Below are 17,188 nucleotides of genomic sequence, written 5' to 3' on the forward strand. Positions count from 1 at the left end.
CGCGGGTCAGTCCGCGCCGAGGGAGTCGCGCACCGGCACGAACTTGGCCTGCGACTCGGCCAGCTCCGCCTCGGGGTCGGAGCTCGCCACGATGCCGCAGCCGGCGAAGAGCCGCACGCCGCCGTCGATGACCATCGCCGAGCGGAGCGCGATGCCCCACTCGCCGTCGCCGGAGGCGTCCATCCAGCCGACCGGCCCGGCGTAGCGGTCGCGCGGCATCCCCTCGATCTCCGCGATCAGGTCCGTGGCCGCCGCGGTGGGGGTGCCGCCGACGGCCGCCGACGGGTGCAGCGACTCGGCCAGCTGCAGCGACGTGGCGGCGTCGTGCACGACGCCGTTCACGTCGGTGGCCAGGTGCATCACGTTGGGCAGGTGCAGGACGAACGGCGCCTCGGGCACGTTCATCGACGAGCAGTGCGGCTCGAGCGCGTCGGCGACCGAGCGCACGGCGTACTCGTGCTCCTCCAGGTCCTTGGACGACCGCGCCAGGGTGGCCGCGAGCGCCATGTCGCGCCCGTCGTCACCCGTACGCCGGATCGTGCCGGCCAGCACCCGTGAGGTCACCAGGCCGCGCTCGCGCCGCACCAGCATCTCCGGGGTGGCCCCGAACAGGCCGTCGACGTGGAACGTCCAGCACATCTCGTACTGCTCGGCGAGGCGGCGCAGCGGCCAGCGCACGTCCAGCGGCTCGTCGGTGGTGGCGATGAGGTCGCGGGCCAGGACCACCTTCTCCAGGTCGCCCGCGGAGATCCGGCCGACGGCCTCGGCGACGACGCTCATCCACTCGTCGCCGTTGCGGGCGCCGTCGGAGAAGACGAGGCCGACGGGCGGGTCGGGCACGGGCGCCGGGGCCAGGTCCGGTGCGTCGACCGAGACGGTGGTCAGCCACGTGCGACCGGCACGCCGGCCGACCACGACCTGCGGGACGACCAGCACCGAGTCGCCGGGCTCGTCGGCGAAGGCGAAGGTGCCGAAGCTGACCAGTCCCGTGCCGGGCTCCCCGACGAGGTCCTCGACCTCGGCGCGTGCCACGGTCTCGGACCACCACTTCACGGCATCGCTGAACCGGGTCGGGCCGGACGTCTCGAGGCGCGCGGCGACGCCCCAGCCCACCAGGCCCTCGCCGCGGCGCAGCCAGCTGACCGGCTCCTGCGCCGGCAGCAGGTCGAGGAGGGGGAGGTCCGCCAGGTCCACCGCGACGGTGCGCACGACGAGGGGCGCGGTGGGAGCGGACGAGGGGGTCGTCACGAGGGGGGAGCCTACGCCGGGGCACCGAGCCGGCCGTGCGGAGATCGACGAATCCGTGAACAGGAGAGGGGCTCCTGGCCTACGTTGCGGCGGTACACGAGCCAGGGAGGCGCAGGTGCCCGTTCAGGAATCGCCGCTGACGCGGCTGACACGCCACGCTCGCAACCGCGCCCTCGAGGTGGCGGTCGCCGAGCGCGACGGCCGGTCGTGGAGCACGCTGACCTGGAACGAGCTCTACCGCCACGTCATCGACGGCGCCGCGGGCATGATCGAGGCCGGCGTCAACCCGGGCCAGGTCGTCGTCATCAGGGTGCCGACCGGCATCCGGCAGGTCGAGCTCGAGCTGGCCACCCGCGTCGCTGGCGCCGTGCCGCTGCTCCTGCCCGAGCACCTCGACGCCGCCGAGGTGGGCCGCCTCCTCGACGAGATCGAGGTCCGCCTCGTCATCGTCGACGACGAGAGCCGGCTCTCCCTCCTGCGCCGGGCCGCCCTGCTCGAGGCCCAGCTGTTCGAGTGCGACGACCGGTCCTGGGAGCGGTTGCGGGCCATGGGCCTCGAGCGACGCAAGCGCCAGCCCGAGCTCCTGTCCTGGGTCGACTCCGTCCGCGTGGGCGCCCCGTCGAGCGCGGTGCTCGGCCTGCCGCGCGAGAAGAGCGAGGCCTGGCTGTTCCGCCCCGAGTCCTCCGGCACGCTCGCCGACCTCACCGCCGACGACGTCGTCGTGCTCACCGGGGAGGCGACCGACCGGTTCACCACGGTCGTCCGCGACGCGCACCTGACCGCGGGGTGCACGCTGGCGTGGGTCGAGCACCCCGAGGACCTCGAGGGCGCCCTCGCCCACTTCTCGCCGACGCACGTCCTGCTCGACCACGCCGCCGCCCGGGTGCTCGAGGACCTCGTCGAGGCCGGGACCGTCGCGGGCGCGCCGTGGCACCCGACCCCGCGGGAGGTGCTCGAGGCGACCTCGGCCCGGGTCGCCGAGGCCAGGCTCGGCTCGCGTGCCCGCAGGCTCGCCGACGACGTGTCGGCACTGGCCCCGTGGTGGGGCGGACGGGTGCGGGTGCTCGCCCTCGACGCCCGCGTCAACCGGACGATCAGCTCCCTCGCCACGACGCTGGGCTTCCGGCTCGGCCGGATCGCGCACCACCCGGCCGTCCGGCTGCACCTCGCCGACGAGCACGCCGTGGTCCCCGTCCCGGCCCCCGCGCCGGTCACCGTGGTCGACGCGACCTCCCTCCCGCGGCGCGGTCGCGCCGGTCAGGAGCTCGACTCCGCGTTCTCCCTCGCCCCCTCCTAGAGGGTGTGACGGCGCGTGACGGCGGTCTCACGGACCGGGCGTTCGTTCCACGGCTCGTCGACGACCTGACCACGAACGGGTAAAACGCCCATCCGGAGGCACGGACTGCGCGGAATGCTGGTTGCACATTCAACCAGTACTCAGAGGAGCTCCCAGGTGGCCTTCATCCCGCAGGCTCGCGCCTCGGCGCTGCCGCACGGCGTACGAGCACGGCTCGCGCCGTCGGCACGGCGCCGGGTGAGGGCCCGTGCCGTGGAGCACGGAGGTGACACCGCCTTCCTCGTCGGCCCGGTCGATGCCCTCGAGGCGCGCTCGTGGTCGCAGGTCGAGGACGCCGTCGAGCGGGCAGCGGCCGGGCTCGTCCGCAGCGGGCTGCGGCCCGACCAGGTCGTGCTGTCGCTCCTCCCGGCCGGCCACGGGGTGCCCGAGCTCGACGTCGCCCTGCGCGCGGTCGGTGCCGTCGTCGTCCACGTGTCGCCCGAGGTGGGTGCCGACGAGCTGGCCCGCCGGCTGGCCGGTGCCGACGTACGGCTGGTCGTCTGCGAGGACGAGTCGGAGCTCCAGCGGCTGGTGGGCCTGCCCCTGCCCTCCGCGATGGTCTTCGCCCTCGGCGGCGGCCGCGGCTGGGACCGGCTCCTCGAGCTCGGCGCCGAGCGGCTCGTGATGGACCCCGACGCCGTGGACCGCGCGGACCGGGTGGTCGACCCGGCGGGGACCACCGCCCGGGTGCTGCGGTCCGGGGCGCCGCTCGGCCGCGTGGCTGACCCGGACCGGGCCGGGGAGCTCGTCCCGGGCGACGGCGTCGCGCTGCTCTGCGGCGACCTCGCCGACCCCTTCGTGCAGCAGGTCCGCGACGCCCACCTCGAGTCCGGCGGCGCCCTGCTGCACGTGGCCGCCCCGGCCGACCTGCCCGCGGCCATGGCCGCGGTGCGGCCGAGCGTCCTGGCGCTCGGCCAGGACGCCGTCGCGGCGGTGCCCGGCCTGCTCGCGACCGCCGCCGCCGGGGACCACCGCCGGCGTCGCCCGGGACGGGCGCGCGCGGCCGACCCCGCGACGCTGCGGGCCTGGGCCGGCGGCAACCTCGCGTCGGTGGTGGCAGCCGACGTCCCCGACGTCGTGCGGAAGGCGTTCACCGCGGGCGGCGCCCGCGTGTCCGGGACCGGGACCCCCGCCCTCCTCCCCGCCGACCTCCCGGTCCCGCCGCCGGTCGTGCTCGGTGACGCCGCGGACCTGCCGCGGCGGGCCCGGCGCGAGCCGGCGCGCGAGTTCCAGCTCGAGACGGAGCGCGAGACGGCGCAGCCCGAGCCGGACGAGTCGGCCTTCGTGCTGCCCTCCCTGTCCCTCATCGGCGGCGAGTCGTTCCTCGACAAGCTGCTGCTCGCCAAGGCGCGCGAGGCCGCGTCGTGAGCGAGCGCCGCAGCCGCCTCACCGGGAGCATCCGGCGTCGCGCCGGCAGCTCCCCCCACACACTTCCCGACCACCCTGGTCGGGATGAGAACAAAGGAAATGACATGACCAACGTTGACGTGATCCTCAAGGAGGCCGTGAACATCGACGGCGCCGTCGCCGCCCTCCTCGTGGACTACCAGTCGGGCATGGCCCTGGGCCAGGCCGGCGACGCCAGCGCCCTCAACCTCGACGTGGCGGCCGCCGGCAACACCGACGTCGTCCGCGCCAAGATGCGCACCATGGAGAGCCTCGGCCTCAACGACACCATCGACGACATCCTCATCACCCTGGGCAAGGCCTACCACCTGATCAACCTGCCCAAGGACCACCCGGGGCTGTTCATCTACCTGGTGCTCGACAAGAGCCGGGCGAACCTGGCCATGGCGCGGCACAAGCTGTCGTCGCTGGCCAACCAGCTCGAGATCTGAGCGAGGCTGCGACCGGTCAGGATCGGTGGACGATCACCTTGTCGCCGAGCCTGACCCGGTCGAACAGCCACGCCACCTTCGCGCGGTCGCGCACGTTGACGCACCCGTGCGAGGCACCGTCGTAGCCGTTGGCGGCGAAGTCGGGGGAGTAGTGCACCGCCTGCCCGCCGGAGAAGAACATCGCGAACGGCATCGGGGTGTCGTAGAGGCTCGAGACGTGGTCGCGCGACTTGCGGAAGACCGAGAAGGCGCCCTCACGGGTGGGCAGCTCGTCGGAGCCGAAGCGCACCTCCACCGTCTCGAGCACGACCCCGTCGACCACCCAGCGCAGCGAGCGCGAGGTCTTGTCGATGCACATCGCGCGGCCCGTGGTGCACCGTGGGTCGAGCGGGGGGCCCTGCGCCACGATGTTGAAGAGCTCGGCCCGGGTCGGCGCGCGGGTGCTGCCCTCCAGCCGGGTCAGCGTCCGCCGGTCGACCTCGCCGGTGACGGGGAACCGCTGCCGGGTCTGGAAGGCCTGCACGGCGGCCACCGTCCGGGCGGAGAACCGGCCGGTGACCTCGCCGTCGTAGAGCCGCGCCTGCTGCAGCCGGGCCTGGACCTGCCTGACCCGGAGGCCGCTGTCGCCGCGCTGCAGCAGCGGGCGGCCGGGCGTGTAGACGTTGTGCAGCGCCTCGGTGGTCGGCTCGGTGGTCAGCGCGACGATCCTGCGCCACGTGCGCTCGTCGACGACGCCGTCCGCGGTCCAGCCGCGGCGGCGCTGGAAGGTGGCCACGCCGTCGCGGGTCTCCGCGTCGAAGCGGCTGGTCACGACCTCGGAGTGGAGGTCGAGCTGGTGCAGCCGGCTCTGCAGCACCCGCACCGCCCAACCGCGGTCGCCGAGACGGAGCGGGGCGAACGCACGGGCTGACGACGACGCGGCGCTCACCGACGGGCTGACCGACGAGCCCGCTGCGGGACCGGCGGTCACGACGGCGGCGAGGCCGGTGACCCCGCAGAGCAGGGCCGCCAGGAGCGCGCGGGCGCGGGACGGCGTGTGGCGTGGCATGTGGGTCCTCCCCCGGGAGCGGCCATCGACGTGACGAGTGTAGGGACGTCCGGCGACACCCCCACGTTGCCGTGACCGGGGCTCGGACGCCTACGCTCGCCGCGTGGCCCGCGCTGACCTGGACAAGCAACCGACCGACGTACGTCGCATGTTCGACACCGTGGCCCGGCGCTACGACCTCACCAACGACCTCATGACCGCCGGGATCCAGCGCAGCTGGCGCCGCTCGATGGTCGCGGCCGTCGCCCCCCGGCGCGGCGACCTGGTCCTGGACCTCGCCGCCGGCACCGGCTCCTCGAGCGAGCCCTTCGCCGCGCACGGCGCCACCGCGGTGCCCTGTGACTTCTCGGTCGGGATGCTCCGGCAGGGCCGCAAGGTCCGCCCGGGGCTGCCGTTCGTGGCCGGCGACGGCACGCGGCTGCCCTTCCTCGACGACACCTTCGACGCGGTCACCATCTCCTACGGCCTGCGCAACTTCGTCGACCCGCTCGCGGGCCTGCGCGAGATGCGCCGCGTCACCCGCCCCGGCGGCCGGCTCGTCGTGTGCGAGTTCAGCCGCCCGGTCAACGGCGCGCTGCGCACCGTCTACCTCGACGGCGTGATGCGGGCGCTCCCGCGGATCGCGTCGGTGACGGCGAGCGCCCCGGACGCGTACGTCTACCTGGCCGAGTCCATCCGTGCCTGGCCCGACCAGCCCGAGCTCGCCGCGATGGTGGCGGAGGCGGGCTGGAAGCGCCCCGAGTGGCGCAACCTCACCGGCGGCATCGTCGCGCTGCACCGCGCCACCGCCTGAGCGGGTCCGTCCGAGCGGGGCTTCCGCGAGGTGAATTAGGGCACGCCTGCGTGCATTAAATGCGCAGGTCAACGCGGGTGTGAGTGGTCCGGCCCCCGACGTGACGCACGCCGCATCGGAGATCTACACTGTGGCGCGCGCCACTCGTGAAGACATTCACAAAGCCACATGCTCCACTCCGCCGGCGCAGGCACCGGAAGGAAAGCGATGGATCTCTACACGCCGATCCTGGCGCTGGCACTCATCGCGACGGGCTTCGCGGTCTTCTCCGTGATCATGAGCGCCCTCGTGGGTCCCAAGCGCTACAACCGGGCGAAGCTCGACTCCTACGAGTGCGGCATCGAGCCGACCCCGCAGCCCGTCGGCGGCGGCCGCTTCCCGGTCAAGTACTTCATCACGGCGATGCTGTTCATCGTCTTCGACATCGAGATCATCTTCCTCTACCCGTGGGCCGTGCACTTCGACCAGATGGCCCTGTTCGGACTCGTCGAGATGGTCTTGTTCATCGCCACTGTCTTCGTCGCCTACGCCTACGTGTGGCGCCGCGGCGGACTGGATTGGGACTGATCATGGGACTGGAAGAGAAGCTGCCGAGCGGCGTCCTGCTCACCACGGTGGAGGGCGTGGCCGGCTACATGCGCAAGGCCTCGTTCTGGCCCGCGACCTTCGGCCTCGCCTGCTGCGCCATCGAGATGATGACGAGCGGCGGCCCCAAGTACGACCTCGGCCGCTTCGGCATGGAGGTCTTCCGGGCCAGCCCCCGCCAGGCCGACCTGATGATCGTCGCCGGGCGCGTGAGCCAGAAGATGGCCCCCGTCCTGCGCCAGATCTACGACCAGATGCCCGAGCCCAAGTGGGTGCTCGCCATGGGCGTGTGCGCCTCGTCGGGGGGCATGTTCAACAACTACGCCATCGTCCAGGGCGTCGACCACGTCGTCCCGGTCGACATGTACCTCCCCGGGTGCCCGCCCCGCCCGGAGATGCTCATCGACGCGATCCTCAAGCTGCACGAGCAGGTCCAGCAGACCAAGCTCGGCGTCAACCGTCGCAACGAGGTCGCCGAGCTCGAGACCAACGCCCTGCGCGCCCTGCCGACCTCCGACATGAGGGGCCTGCTGCGATGAGCGACGACAAGCCCGACCAGCAGGCCGCCGACACCCCCGAGGAGAAGGTCGACGAGAAGGTCGCGGGCCAGGCCTCGGACGAGTCCGACGACAAGGCCGACGCCAACGAGTCGGCCCGTCCCGCGGAGGAGCGCAACCTCGAGGAGGCCAAGGACGAGACGGGCACCGGCAGCGGTGTCGCGCAGCCCGCTCCCGACCAGTCGCCCGAGAACGTGCCTGCTCCCACCGGCGAGGTCCGCGCGGTCGGCGAGCGCCACGGCATGTTCGGCGTCACCGGCACGGGTGACACCTCCGGCTACGGAGGACTCGTCGCCGGCAAGGTGTTCCCCGCTCCGTCGGCGCGGCCCTACGGCGGCTGGTTCGACGAGGTCGCCGACGCCCTCGAGGCGCGGCTCGCCGCCACCGAGCTGATGACGGCCATCGAGAGCGTCGTGGTCCACCGCGGCGAGATCACCTTCCACGTCCGCCGCGAGGACCTGCCGTTCGTCGCGCAGATGCTGCGTGACGACGAGGCGCTGCGCTTCGAGTTCTGCTCCGGCGTGAGCGGCGTGCACTACCCCGAGGACACCGGCCGGGAGCTGCACGCGGTCTACCACCTGACCTCGATGACCCACAACCGGCTGATCCGGCTCGAGGTCACCGCTCCCGACAGCGACCCGCACGTGCCCAGCCTGGTGAGCATCTACCCCACCCTCGACTGGCACGAGCGCGAGACCTACGACATGTTCGGGCTCGTCTTCGACGGCCACCCCGCACTCACGCGCGTCCTCATGCCCGACGACTGGCCGGGCCACCCGCAGCGCAAGGACTACCCCTTGGGCGGCATCCCCGTGGAGTACAAGGGCGGCAGCATCCCGCCGCCCGACCAGCGCAGGAGCTACAACTGACATGAGCACCGACCAGGACTTCTACGCGGCAGGCGGCGAGACCAGCCAGGGCCGCGTCTTCACCGTCACCGGCCAGGACTGGGACTCGATCACCCAGAGCATCGGCGAGTCCGCCGAGGAGCGCGTCGTGGTCAACATGGGCCCGCAGCACCCCTCCACCCACGGCGTGCTCCGGCTCATCCTCGAGCTCGAGGGCGAGTCGGTCACCGAGGCCCGCTGCGGCATCGGCTACCTGCACACCGGCATCGAGAAGAACATGGAGTACCGCTCCTGGGTGCAGGGCGTGACCTTCTGCACCCGCATGGACTACCTCTCCCCGTTCTACAACGAGATGACCTACGTGCTCGGCGTCGAGCGGCTGCTCGACATCGAGGACGACATCCCCGAGAAGGCGCAGGTCATGCGCGTGCTCCTCATGGAGCTCAACCGCATCTCCTCCCACCTCGTCGCCATCGCGACCGGCGGCATGGAGATCGGCGCGCTGACGGTGATGACGATCGGCTTCCGCGAGCGCGAGCTGGTGCTCGACCTCTTCGAGCTCATCACCGGCCTGCGGATGAACCACGCCTTCATCCGCCCCGGCGGCGTCGCCCAGGACCTGCCGCCCGGTGCCCTCGACGAGATCCGCGACTTCATCGCCCTGATGAAGAAGCGCCTGCACGAGTACGCCGCGCTCTGCAACGCCAACCCGATCTTCAAGGGCCGCCTCGTCGACGTCGGCCGCCTCGACCTCGCCGGGTGCATCGCGCTGGGCATCACCGGTCCGGTGCTCCGCTCGACCGGCTACGCCTGGGACCTGCGCAAGACCCAGCCCTACAGCGGCTACGAGGACTACGACTTCGAGGTCCAGACCTGGGACACCTGCGACTCCTACGGCCGGTTCCGGATCAGGCTCAACGAGATGTCGGAGTCGCTCAAGATCGTCGAGCAGGCGGCCGACCGCCTCGCCGGCCTCGAGGGCGCCCCGGTCATGGTGGGCGACAAGAAGATCGCCTGGCCCAGCCAGCTCGCCATCGGCAGCGACGGCATGGGCAACAGCCTCGACCACATCCGCCACATCATGGGCGAGTCGATGGAGGCGCTGATCCACCACTTCAAGCTGGTCACCGAGGGCTTCCGGGTCCCCGCCGGTCAGGCCTACGTGCCGATCGAGTCCCCCCGCGGTGAGCTCGGCGCCCACGTCGTCTCCGACGGCGGGACGCGTCCGTTCCGGGCGCACTTCCGCGACCCGTCGTTCACCAACCTGCAGGCGACCAGCGTGATGAGCGAGGGCGGCATGGTCTCCGACGTCATCGTCGCGATCGCCTCCATCGACCCCGTCATGGGAGGAGTCGACCGATGAGCACCGAGCAGACTGCCGGAGGGCACACCTCGGCGCCTGACGCCCTCGACGCCACGACCCTCGCCGAGCTGCGCGAGATCGCGGCTCGCTACCCCGAAGCCCGCTCGGGCCTGCTGCCGATGCTGCACCTCGTGCAGTCGGTGCAGGGCCGGATCACGCCCGAGGGCATCGAGGCCTGTGCCGAGGTGCTCGGCATCAGCGCCGCCGAGGTCAACGGGGTCGCGACCTTCTACACGATGTACAAGCGCAAGCCGGTCGGCGACTACCACGTCGGCGTCTGCACCAACACGCTGTGCGCGGTGATGGGCGGCGACCTCATCTTCGAGCGGCTCAAGGACCACCTCGACGTCGGCAACGACGAGACGACCGCCGACGGGAAGATCACCCTCGAGCACGTCGAGTGCAACGCGGCCTGCGACTACGCCCCGGTGATGATGGTCAACTGGGAGTTCATGGACAACCAGACCCCGGAGTCCGCCGTCCAGGTGGTCGACGACCTGCGAGCCGGCACCCCCGTCCACTCCACGCGCGGCCCGCGGCTGTGCACCTGGCGCGAGGCCGAGCGGGTCCTCGCCGGCTTCCCCGACGACCGTGCCGACGAGGGACCGACCGCCGGTCCCGCCTCGCTGGCCGGCCTCACCATCGCCCGCGAGAAGGGCTGGACGGCTCCGGAGCCCTCCGACACGGCTCGCACCTCGGCCACCCAGGACAAGGGAGACAGCTGATGGGAACACTCACCCCGGTCCTCACCGACAACTGGGACGCCGAGCGCGCCTGGACCATGGCGGCCTACGAGGAGCGCGGCGGCTACGCGGCGCTCGACAAGGCCTTCGCCATGGCCCCCGACGACGTGATCAACGCCGTCAAGGAGTCGGGCCTCCGCGGCCGCGGCGGCGCCGGCTTCCCCACCGGCATGAAGTGGGGCTTCATCCCGCAGGACAACCCGCGGCCCAAGTACCTCGTCGTCAACGCCGACGAGTCCGAGCCGGGAACCTGCAAGGACATCCCGCTCATGATGGCCAGCCCGCACACGCTGGTGGAGGGCGTCATCGTCAGCGCCTACGCCATCCGCGCCCACACCGCGTTCATCTACGTCCGCGGCGAGGTCCTCCACGTCGTACGACGCCTGCAGCGCGCGGTGCAGGAGGCCTACCTGGCCGGCCACCTCGGCAGCAACATCCACGGCTCGGGCTACGACCTCGACCTCGTCGTCCACGCCGGCGCCGGCGCCTACATCTGCGGTGAGGAGACGGCGCTGCTCGAGGGCCTCGAGGGCCGCCGCGGCCAGCCGCGGCTGCGTCCGCCGTTCCCCGCGGTCGCCGGCCTCTACGCCAGTCCGACCGTGATCAACAACGTCGAGTCGATCGCCTCGGTCCCGAGCATCATCGTCAACGGCCCGGAGTGGTTCGCGGGCATGGGCACCGAGAAGTCCAACGGCTTCGGCATCTTCAGCCTGTCCGGCCACGTGCGGACCCCCGGCCAGTACGAGGCCCCGCTGGGCATCACCCTGCGCGAGCTCATCGACCTCGCCGGCGGCATGCGCGAGGGCCACGAGCTGAAGTTCTGGACGCCGGGCGGATCCAGCACCCCGCTCCTGACGCCCGAGCACCTCGACGTGCCGCTCGACTTCGAGTCCGTCGGTGCGGCCGGCTCGATGCTCGGCACCCGTGCGCTGCAGCTCTTCGACGAGACCACCTGCGTGGTCCGCGCGGTGCTGCGCTGGACGGAGTTCTACAAGCACGAGTCCTGCGGCAAGTGCACCCCGTGCCGCGAGGGCACGTGGTGGCTGACCCAGACGCTGGCCCGGCTGGAGAAGGGGCAGGGGAGCGAGGCCGACCTCGACCTGCTCCTCGACCAGTGCGACAACATCCTGGGCCGCTCGTTCTGCGCGCTCGGCGACGGCGCCACGAGCCCGATCTCGAGCTCGATCCAGCACTTCCGCGACGAGTACCTCGCCCACCTCACCCACGGCGGCTGCCCCTTCGACGCCGCCGCCTCGACCGCCTTCGCACCCGCTGGAGCACATGCATGACTGCGACCGACAAGGCGCCCGACACGGTCGGCACCGACCTGGTCACGCTCACCATCGACGGCGTCCAGGTCAGCGTCCCCAAGGACACGCTGGTCATCCGCGCCGCCGAGCAGGTGGGCGTGCAGATCCCACGCTTCTGCGACCACCCGCTGCTCGACCCGGTCGGCGCCTGCCGCCAGTGCCTGGTCGACATCCCCGACGCCGGCAACGGCCGTGGCTTCCCCAAGCCGCAGGCCTCCTGCACGCTGCCGGTCGCCGAGGGCATGGTCGTCAACACCCAGGCGACCAGCGAGGTGGCCGACAAGGCCCAGCAGGGCGTCATGGAGTTCCTGCTGATCAACCACCCGCTCGACTGCCCGGTCTGCGACAAGGGTGGCGAGTGCCCGCTGCAGAACCAGGCGATGAGCAACGGCCGCGGCGAGAGCCGCTTCGCCCACTCCGGTGGCATCAAGCGCACGTTCCCCAAGCCGATCCACATCTCCGCCCAGGTCCTGCTCGACCGCGAGCGCTGCGTGCTCTGCGCGCGCTGCACCCGCTTCTCCGAGCAGATCGCCGGTGACCCGTTCATCGCCCTGGCCGAGCGTGGTGCGCTGCAGCAGGTCGCGATCTACGAGCGCGAGCCCTACGAGAGCTACTTCTCCGGCAACGCGATCCAGATCTGCCCGGTGGGTGCGCTCACCTCGGCCGACTACCGCTTCCGCTCGCGTCCCTTCGACCTCGTCTCCAACCCCGGTGTCGCCGAGCACGACGCCTGCGGTGCCGCGATCCGCATCGACCACCGACGCGGCAAGGTGATGCGGCGCCTCGCGGGCAACGACCCCGAGGTCAACGAGGAGTGGATCAGCGACAAGGACCGGTTCGGCTTCCGCTACACGCAGGTCGAGGACCGGATCACCTACCCGCAGGTCCGCGAGGACGGCGAGCTCCGGCCCGCGTCGTGGCCCGAGGCGTTCGCCGTGGCCGCCCGCGGCCTGCGCGCCGCCGGTGCCGCCGCCGTCCTCACCGGCGGTCGCGTGACCGCCGAGGACGCCTACGCCTACGCCAAGTTCGCCCGCGTCGCGCTCGGCACCAACGACGTCGACTTCCGTGCCCGCCCGCACAGCGCCGAGGAGGCCAGCTTCCTGGCGTCGCACGTGGCGCTCACAGGCGGCGTGACCTACGCCGACCTCGAGGCCGCGCCGGTCGTCGTTCTCCTCGGCCTCGAGCCCGAGGACGAGGCCGCCACCATCTTCCTGCGCCTGCGCAAGGCCGCCCAGCGCGGACGTACGCAGGTGGTCTCCGTCGCCCCCTACACCTCGCGCGGCCTGCGCAAGATGAAGGGCCGGCTGGTGCCGGCGGTGCCCGGCACCGAGGTCGAGGTCATCGGCTCGCTCCGCGACGCCGAGCACGGCGTCACCAAGGACGCGATCATCCTCGTCGGCGAGCGCCTGGCCGGCACCCACGGTGCCCTCACCGCCGCAGCCGAGCTCGCCGCCGGCACCGGAGCCCGGCTGGCCTGGGTCCCGCGCCGCGCCGGCGACCGCGGTGCCGTCGAGGCCGGTGCGCTGCCCAACCTGCTGCCCGGCGGTCGTCCCGTCACCGAGGCCACTGCGCGCGTCGACCTCGCCGCCGCGTGGGGCGTCGACACGCTGCCCGCCAAGGTCGGTCGCGACGGCAACGCGATCGTCGCCGCCCTCGCCAAGGGTGAGCTCGGGGGAGTGGTGGTCGGTGGCGTGGACCCCGACGACACCGCCGACCCCGCCGCCTTCCGGGCCGCGCTCGACGCGGCCGGGTTCGTGGTAAGCCTCGAGCTGCGCGAGACCGACGTGACCCGAGTCGCCGACGTCGTCCTCCCGGTCGCCCCGGTGGCCGACAAGGCCGGCACCTTCGTGACCTGGGACGCCCGCCCGCGCGCGTTCGAGGCCGTCTTCGCCAACCCCTCGTCGCTGCCGGACCTGCGCGTCCTCGCCGGCATCGCGCAGGAGCTGGGCCGCCCGCTCGGCTTCCGCACGGTCGCCGACGTGCGCGCCGAGATGCAGTCGCTCGGCCCGTGGGACGGCGCCCGCCCGGCGCACGACGCCGGCAAGCCGCCGCGCGCCGCCAAGGGCAGGCGCGGTGCCGGAGCCCTGGCCCTCGCCACCTGGAAGCAGCTGGTCGACCTCGGCTCGATGCAGGACGGCGAGGCGCACCTGCGCGCGACCGGCCGCACGCCCGTCGTGCGCGTGAGCCGGGCGACGTACGAGTCCGTGTTCGGCCTGCTCGAGGGCGAGCCCGGCCGCGAGCAGCTGGCCACCGTCTCCGGCGACCGCGGCAGCGTCACGCTGCCGGTCCTCATCGCCGACCTGCCCGACGACGTGGTCTGGGTCCCGGCGCGGTCCTTCGGCCGCGGCGTCCTGGCCGACCTCGCCTCGCCGGGCAGCCCGGTGACGCTGCGACAGGCGGCGTCGGTCGAGAGCACCGGTCTGGCCCTGAAGGGAGCCACGAAGTGACGAGCATCCTCCCGCTGGCAGCCGAGCTGCCCGACCCCGGCCTGGCCGCCTTCGGCCAGGACCCGTGGTGGGTCATCGCGCTCAAGGCCGTCTTCATCTTCCTGACCCTGGTGCTGCTGACGCTGTTCAACATCTGGTTCGAGCGCCGGGTCGTGGCCCGGATGCAGCACCGCATCGGCCCCAACGTGCACGGGCCGTTCGGACTGCTGCAGTCGCTGGCCGACGGCGTGAAGCTCGCGCTGAAGGAGGACATCATCCCCAAGGCGGCCGACAAGGTCGTCTTCCTCATCGCGCCGGTGATCGCGGTCGTCCCCGCGTTCATCACCTGGGCGGTCATCCCGTTCGGGCCGGTGGTCAACTTCTTCGGCCACGAGACCCCGCTCCAGCTGACCGACATGCCGGTGGCCGTGCTGTTCATGCTCGCCATCGCCTCGATCGGCATCTACGGCATCGTCCTCGGCGGCTGGTCGTCCGGGTCGACGTACTCGCTGCTCGGCGGCCTCCGCTCGAGCGCGCAGATGATCTCCTACGAGGTCGCGATGGGCCTGGCGCTGGTCGCGGTGTTCCTCTACGCCGGCTCCATGTCGACCTCGGAGATCGTCGCCGCGCAGGACCGCCTGTGGTTCGGGTTGATCCTGCTGCCGTCGTTCGTCATCTACGTGATCTCGATGATCGGCGAGACCAACCGCGCGCCCTTCGACCTCCCCGAGGCCGAGGGCGAGCTGGTCGGCGGCTTCCACACCGAGTACTCCAGCCTCAAGTTCGCGCTGTTCTTCCTCGCCGAGTACATCAACCTCGCCACGGTGTCGGCCATCGCCACCACGCTGTTCCTCGGCGGCTGGGCCGCTCCCTGGGGCATCGAGAACGTGTGGGAGGGCGCCAACAGCGGCTACTGGCCCCTGCTCTGGTTCTTCGGCAAGGTCTTCATCTTCATCTTCCTCTTCGTCTGGCTGCGCGGCTCGCTGCCCCGCATGCGCTACGACCAGTTCATGGCGCTGGGCTGGAAGGTCCTCATCCCGGTCTCGCTGGCCTGGATCGTGGCCGTGGCCACCATCCGCGTCATCTCGCTCGAGGGCAACATCAACCGCACCTACCTCGTGGCGGCGATCGCCGTCCTGCTCGTGCTCACCGTCGGGCTGATGTTCCTCGGCGACAGCGGCGACAAGGACGACGACACCCGGGCCGAGGAAGCCGACGAGCCGCACGACGCGTTCGCCGGCGGCTTCCCCGTCCCGCCCATGCCCGCCGGCGGCGCCGTCCGCGGGGGCGCGCAGCCGCTGACGTTCACCCACTCGCCGGGGGGACGCACCACCGTCACCGCTTCAGCGGAGGAGAACCATGAGTGAGTCCAGCTCCGGCTCGAAGAGCGTCAAGGAGAGCCTCTGGGACCCGATCGCGGGGTTCGGCGTCACCTTCCGGACGATGTTCAAGAAGGTCGTCACCGAGCAGTACCCGTTCGAGAAGCTCCCGACCGCTCCGCGCTTCCACGGCCGGCACCAGCTGAACCGCTGGCCCGACGGCCTCGAGAAGTGCATCGGCTGCGAGCTGTGCGCGTGGGCCTGCCCCGCGGACGCGATCTACGTCGAGGGTGCCTCCAACGTCGACCTGCCCGACGGGTCCGGGCGCTTCAGCCCCGGCGAGCGCTACGGCCGCGTCTACCAGATCAACTACCTGCGCTGCATCCTGTGCGGGCTCTGCATCGAGGCGTGCCCGACCCGCGCGCTGACGATGACCAACGAGTACGAGCTGGCCGACAACAACCGCGCCGACCTGATCTACGAGAAGTCCGACCTGCTCGCGCCGCTGCTGCCCGGGATGGAGCAGCCGCCGCACCCGATGCGGCTCGGCGACGACGAGGGCGACTACTACCGCGGCAGCTACAGCGGGCGGACCGCCGACCCGGCGACCGTCGGCGGCGAGGCGCAGGCCCAGGAGCAGTGGACCAGCTCGACCGAGAAGGAGTCCTGATGGCCTTCTGGCTCCTGGCCCCGATCATGGTGCTCGCCGCCCTCGGCATCCTCTTCGTCCGCAAGGCCGTCCACGCGGCGCTGCTCCTCGCCGTGGTGATGATCAGCCTGGCGGTGCTCTACGCCGTCCTGGACGCGCCGTTCCTCTTCGCGGTCCAGATCATCGTCTACACCGGCGCCATCCTCATGCTCTTCCTCTTCGTGATGATGCTCATCGGCGTCGACGCCTCCGACTCGATCGTGGAGACCATCCGCGGCCAGCGGGTGATGGCGGTCGTCCTCGGCCTGCTGTTCGGCACCGTGCTGGTCGTGGGCATCAGCCAGGTCACGCTGGGTGCCGTCGTCGGCCTCGACGAGGCCAACGCCGGCGGCAACGTGCCGGCGATCGCCAACATCCTGTTCTCCCGCTACGTCTTCGCCTTCGAGGCGACCAGCGCCCTGCTGATCACCGCCGCGCTGGGCGCGATGGTGCTCGCCCACCGCGAGCGCCTCACGCCGAAGGCCACGCAGGCCGACCTCGCCGCGAAGCGGATGCGCGACTACGCCGAGCACGGCAAGCACCCCGGTCCGCTGCCCTCGCCCGGCGTCTACGCCCGGCACAACGCCGTCGACACCCCGGCGCTGCTGCCCGACGGCACGGCCGCCGAGTCGTCGGTCTCCCGGGTGCTCGCCGCCCGCGGCACGGTCCGCTCGGCTCCCGCGCTCGCCGACGACATCGACGACGTACGCCGCCAGATCGGGGACCCGGCCACGATGCCGGAGACCTCCGGCAAGGCCGGCGCGGCCGCGAACACCGAAGAGGACGTGAAGTGACCCAGTACGTGATCCTCTCCGCGATCCTCTTCACCATCGGCTGCGTCGGCGTCCTGGTGCGCCGCAACGCCATCGTGGTGTTCATGTGCGTGGAGCTGATGCTCAACGCCTGCAACCTGGCGTTCGTCGCCTTCGCCCGCCAGCACGGCAACCTCGACGGCCAGATCACCGCCTTCTTCGTGATGGTGGTGGCGGCTGCCGAGGTCGTGATCGGGCTCGCGATCATCATGACCATCTTCCGCACGCGACGCTCGGCCTCGGTCGACGACGCCAGCCTGCTGAAGTACTGAGG

The 17,188-nt window shown here is 71.9% G+C and carries 17 protein-coding genes; 15 read left to right on the top strand and 2 right to left on the bottom strand.

The window, feature by feature from the left end; genetic code table 11:
- Positions 1-6: 6 nt before the first annotated feature.
- Complete coding sequence (locus tag HN031_RS10060) at positions 7-1,248, bottom strand: isochorismate synthase (protein ID WP_172269498.1); 1,242 nt, start codon at positions 1,246-1,248, stop codon at positions 7-9.
- Positions 1,249-1,363: 115 nt separating this feature from the next.
- On the opposite strand from HN031_RS10060, the gene HN031_RS10065 reads away from it, so the two are divergent.
- From HN031_RS10065 to HN031_RS10075, 3 genes are all read left to right on the top strand, one after another.
- Entirely contained in the window at positions 1,364-2,545 is a 1,182-nt protein-coding gene (locus HN031_RS10065) for an AMP-binding protein (RefSeq protein ID WP_172269500.1), read from the top strand.
- A gap of 156 nt (positions 2,546-2,701) precedes the next feature.
- A complete protein-coding gene (locus HN031_RS10070; protein WP_172269502.1) occupies positions 2,702-3,952 on the top strand; it encodes an AMP-binding protein in 1,251 nt (416 codons plus the stop codon).
- Between the two features lie 104 nt (positions 3,953-4,056).
- On the top strand, positions 4,057-4,422 hold the full coding sequence (locus HN031_RS10075; RefSeq protein WP_172269504.1) for a hypothetical protein: 366 nt from the start codon (positions 4,057-4,059) through the stop codon (positions 4,420-4,422).
- A gap of 16 nt (positions 4,423-4,438) precedes the next feature.
- On the opposite strand, the gene HN031_RS10080 is transcribed toward HN031_RS10075, so the two are convergent.
- Positions 4,439-5,470 carry a L,D-transpeptidase family protein gene (locus HN031_RS10080; protein WP_216652099.1) on the bottom strand — a complete coding sequence of 344 codons (1,032 nt, stop codon included), beginning with the start codon at positions 5,468-5,470 and terminating at the stop codon, positions 4,439-4,441.
- Positions 5,471-5,573: 103 nt separating this feature from the next.
- Here HN031_RS10080 and HN031_RS10085 point away from each other — a divergent pair, with 103 nt between their 5' ends.
- The 12 genes from HN031_RS10085 (at position 5,574) to nuoK (ending at position 17,186) form a co-directional block, all read left to right on the top strand.
- Positions 5,574-6,263, top strand: a complete 690-nt coding sequence (locus HN031_RS10085) for a demethylmenaquinone methyltransferase (RefSeq protein ID WP_172269506.1) — start codon at positions 5,574-5,576, stop codon at positions 6,261-6,263.
- 207 nt (positions 6,264-6,470) lie between these two features.
- Positions 6,471-6,830 (top strand): NADH-quinone oxidoreductase subunit A, encoded by a 360-nt coding sequence (locus HN031_RS10090; RefSeq protein WP_172269508.1) that lies wholly within the window; start codon positions 6,471-6,473, stop codon positions 6,828-6,830.
- A gap of 2 nt (positions 6,831-6,832) precedes the next feature.
- Complete coding sequence (locus HN031_RS10095) at positions 6,833-7,387, top strand: NADH-quinone oxidoreductase subunit B family protein (RefSeq protein ID WP_172269510.1); 555 nt, start codon at positions 6,833-6,835, stop codon at positions 7,385-7,387.
- A gap of 212 nt (positions 7,388-7,599) precedes the next feature.
- Entirely contained in the window at positions 7,600-8,274 is a 675-nt protein-coding gene (locus HN031_RS10100) for an NADH-quinone oxidoreductase subunit C (RefSeq protein WP_322425213.1), read from the top strand.
- Position 8,275: 1 nt separating this feature from the next.
- Positions 8,276-9,616 carry an NADH-quinone oxidoreductase subunit D gene (locus tag HN031_RS10105; RefSeq protein ID WP_172269514.1) on the top strand — a complete coding sequence of 447 codons (1,341 nt, stop codon included), beginning with the start codon at positions 8,276-8,278 and terminating at the stop codon, positions 9,614-9,616.
- Positions 9,613-10,341 carry an NADH-quinone oxidoreductase subunit NuoE gene (gene nuoE, locus HN031_RS10110; protein WP_172269516.1) on the top strand — a complete coding sequence of 243 codons (729 nt, stop codon included), beginning with the start codon at positions 9,613-9,615 and terminating at the stop codon, positions 10,339-10,341. Before HN031_RS10105 ends, nuoE begins: the two co-directional genes overlap by 4 nt.
- Entirely contained in the window at positions 10,341-11,648 is a 1,308-nt protein-coding gene (nuoF, locus tag HN031_RS10115) for an NADH-quinone oxidoreductase subunit NuoF (protein WP_172269518.1), read from the top strand. The genes nuoE and nuoF overlap by 1 nt, the downstream gene beginning before the upstream one ends.
- Positions 11,645-14,116 (top strand): NADH-quinone oxidoreductase subunit G, encoded by a 2,472-nt coding sequence (locus tag HN031_RS10120; RefSeq protein ID WP_172269520.1) that lies wholly within the window; start codon positions 11,645-11,647, stop codon positions 14,114-14,116. Before nuoF ends, HN031_RS10120 begins: the two co-directional genes overlap by 4 nt.
- Before the next feature lie 5 nt (positions 14,117-14,121).
- On the top strand, positions 14,122-15,462 hold the full coding sequence (gene nuoH / locus HN031_RS10125; RefSeq protein ID WP_367650775.1) for an NADH-quinone oxidoreductase subunit NuoH: 1,341 nt from the start codon (positions 14,122-14,124) through the stop codon (positions 15,460-15,462).
- The gene (gene nuoI / locus HN031_RS10130; protein WP_172269524.1) at positions 15,455-16,084 is read left to right on the top strand and encodes an NADH-quinone oxidoreductase subunit NuoI; all 630 of its coding nucleotides are present in this window, start codon (positions 15,455-15,457) and stop codon (positions 16,082-16,084) included. Before nuoH ends, nuoI begins: the two co-directional genes overlap by 8 nt.
- The gene (locus tag HN031_RS10135) at positions 16,084-16,896 is read left to right on the top strand and encodes an NADH-quinone oxidoreductase subunit J (RefSeq protein WP_172269526.1); all 813 of its coding nucleotides are present in this window, start codon (positions 16,084-16,086) and stop codon (positions 16,894-16,896) included. The genes nuoI and HN031_RS10135 overlap by 1 nt, the downstream gene beginning before the upstream one ends.
- Entirely contained in the window at positions 16,893-17,186 is a 294-nt protein-coding gene (gene nuoK, locus HN031_RS10140; RefSeq protein WP_172269528.1) for an NADH-quinone oxidoreductase subunit NuoK, read from the top strand. Before HN031_RS10135 ends, nuoK begins: the two co-directional genes overlap by 4 nt.
- The last annotated feature ends 2 nt before the right edge of the window (positions 17,187-17,188 follow it).

This window comes from Nocardioides sp. zg-1308 (genome assembly GCF_013155375.1).
In the GTDB taxonomy this organism is placed as follows: Bacteria; Actinomycetota; Actinomycetes; order Propionibacteriales; family Nocardioidaceae; genus Nocardioides; species Nocardioides renjunii.

Excerpts from the sequence above, each read along its gene's own strand:
- HN031_RS10075 (WP_172269504.1), top strand. The coding sequence starts at position 4,057 with ATGACCAACGTTGACGTGATCCTCAAGGAGGCCGTGAACATCGACGGC.
- HN031_RS10080 (WP_216652099.1), bottom strand. The coding sequence starts at position 5,470 with ATGCCACGCCACACGCCGTCCCGCGCCCGCGCGCTCCTGGCGGCCCTG.
- HN031_RS10090 (WP_172269508.1), top strand. The coding sequence starts at position 6,471 with ATGGATCTCTACACGCCGATCCTGGCGCTGGCACTCATCGCGACGGGC.
- HN031_RS10095 (WP_172269510.1), top strand. The coding sequence starts at position 6,833 with ATGGGACTGGAAGAGAAGCTGCCGAGCGGCGTCCTGCTCACCACGGTG.
- HN031_RS10105 (WP_172269514.1), top strand. The coding sequence starts at position 8,276 with ATGAGCACCGACCAGGACTTCTACGCGGCAGGCGGCGAGACCAGCCAG.
- nuoE (WP_172269516.1), top strand. The coding sequence starts at position 9,613 with ATGAGCACCGAGCAGACTGCCGGAGGGCACACCTCGGCGCCTGACGCC.
- nuoF (WP_172269518.1), top strand. The coding sequence starts at position 10,341 with ATGGGAACACTCACCCCGGTCCTCACCGACAACTGGGACGCCGAGCGC.
- HN031_RS10120 (WP_172269520.1), top strand. The coding sequence starts at position 11,645 with ATGACTGCGACCGACAAGGCGCCCGACACGGTCGGCACCGACCTGGTC.
- nuoI (WP_172269524.1), top strand. The coding sequence starts at position 15,455 with ATGAGTGAGTCCAGCTCCGGCTCGAAGAGCGTCAAGGAGAGCCTCTGG.
- HN031_RS10135 (WP_172269526.1), top strand. The coding sequence starts at position 16,084 with ATGGCCTTCTGGCTCCTGGCCCCGATCATGGTGCTCGCCGCCCTCGGC.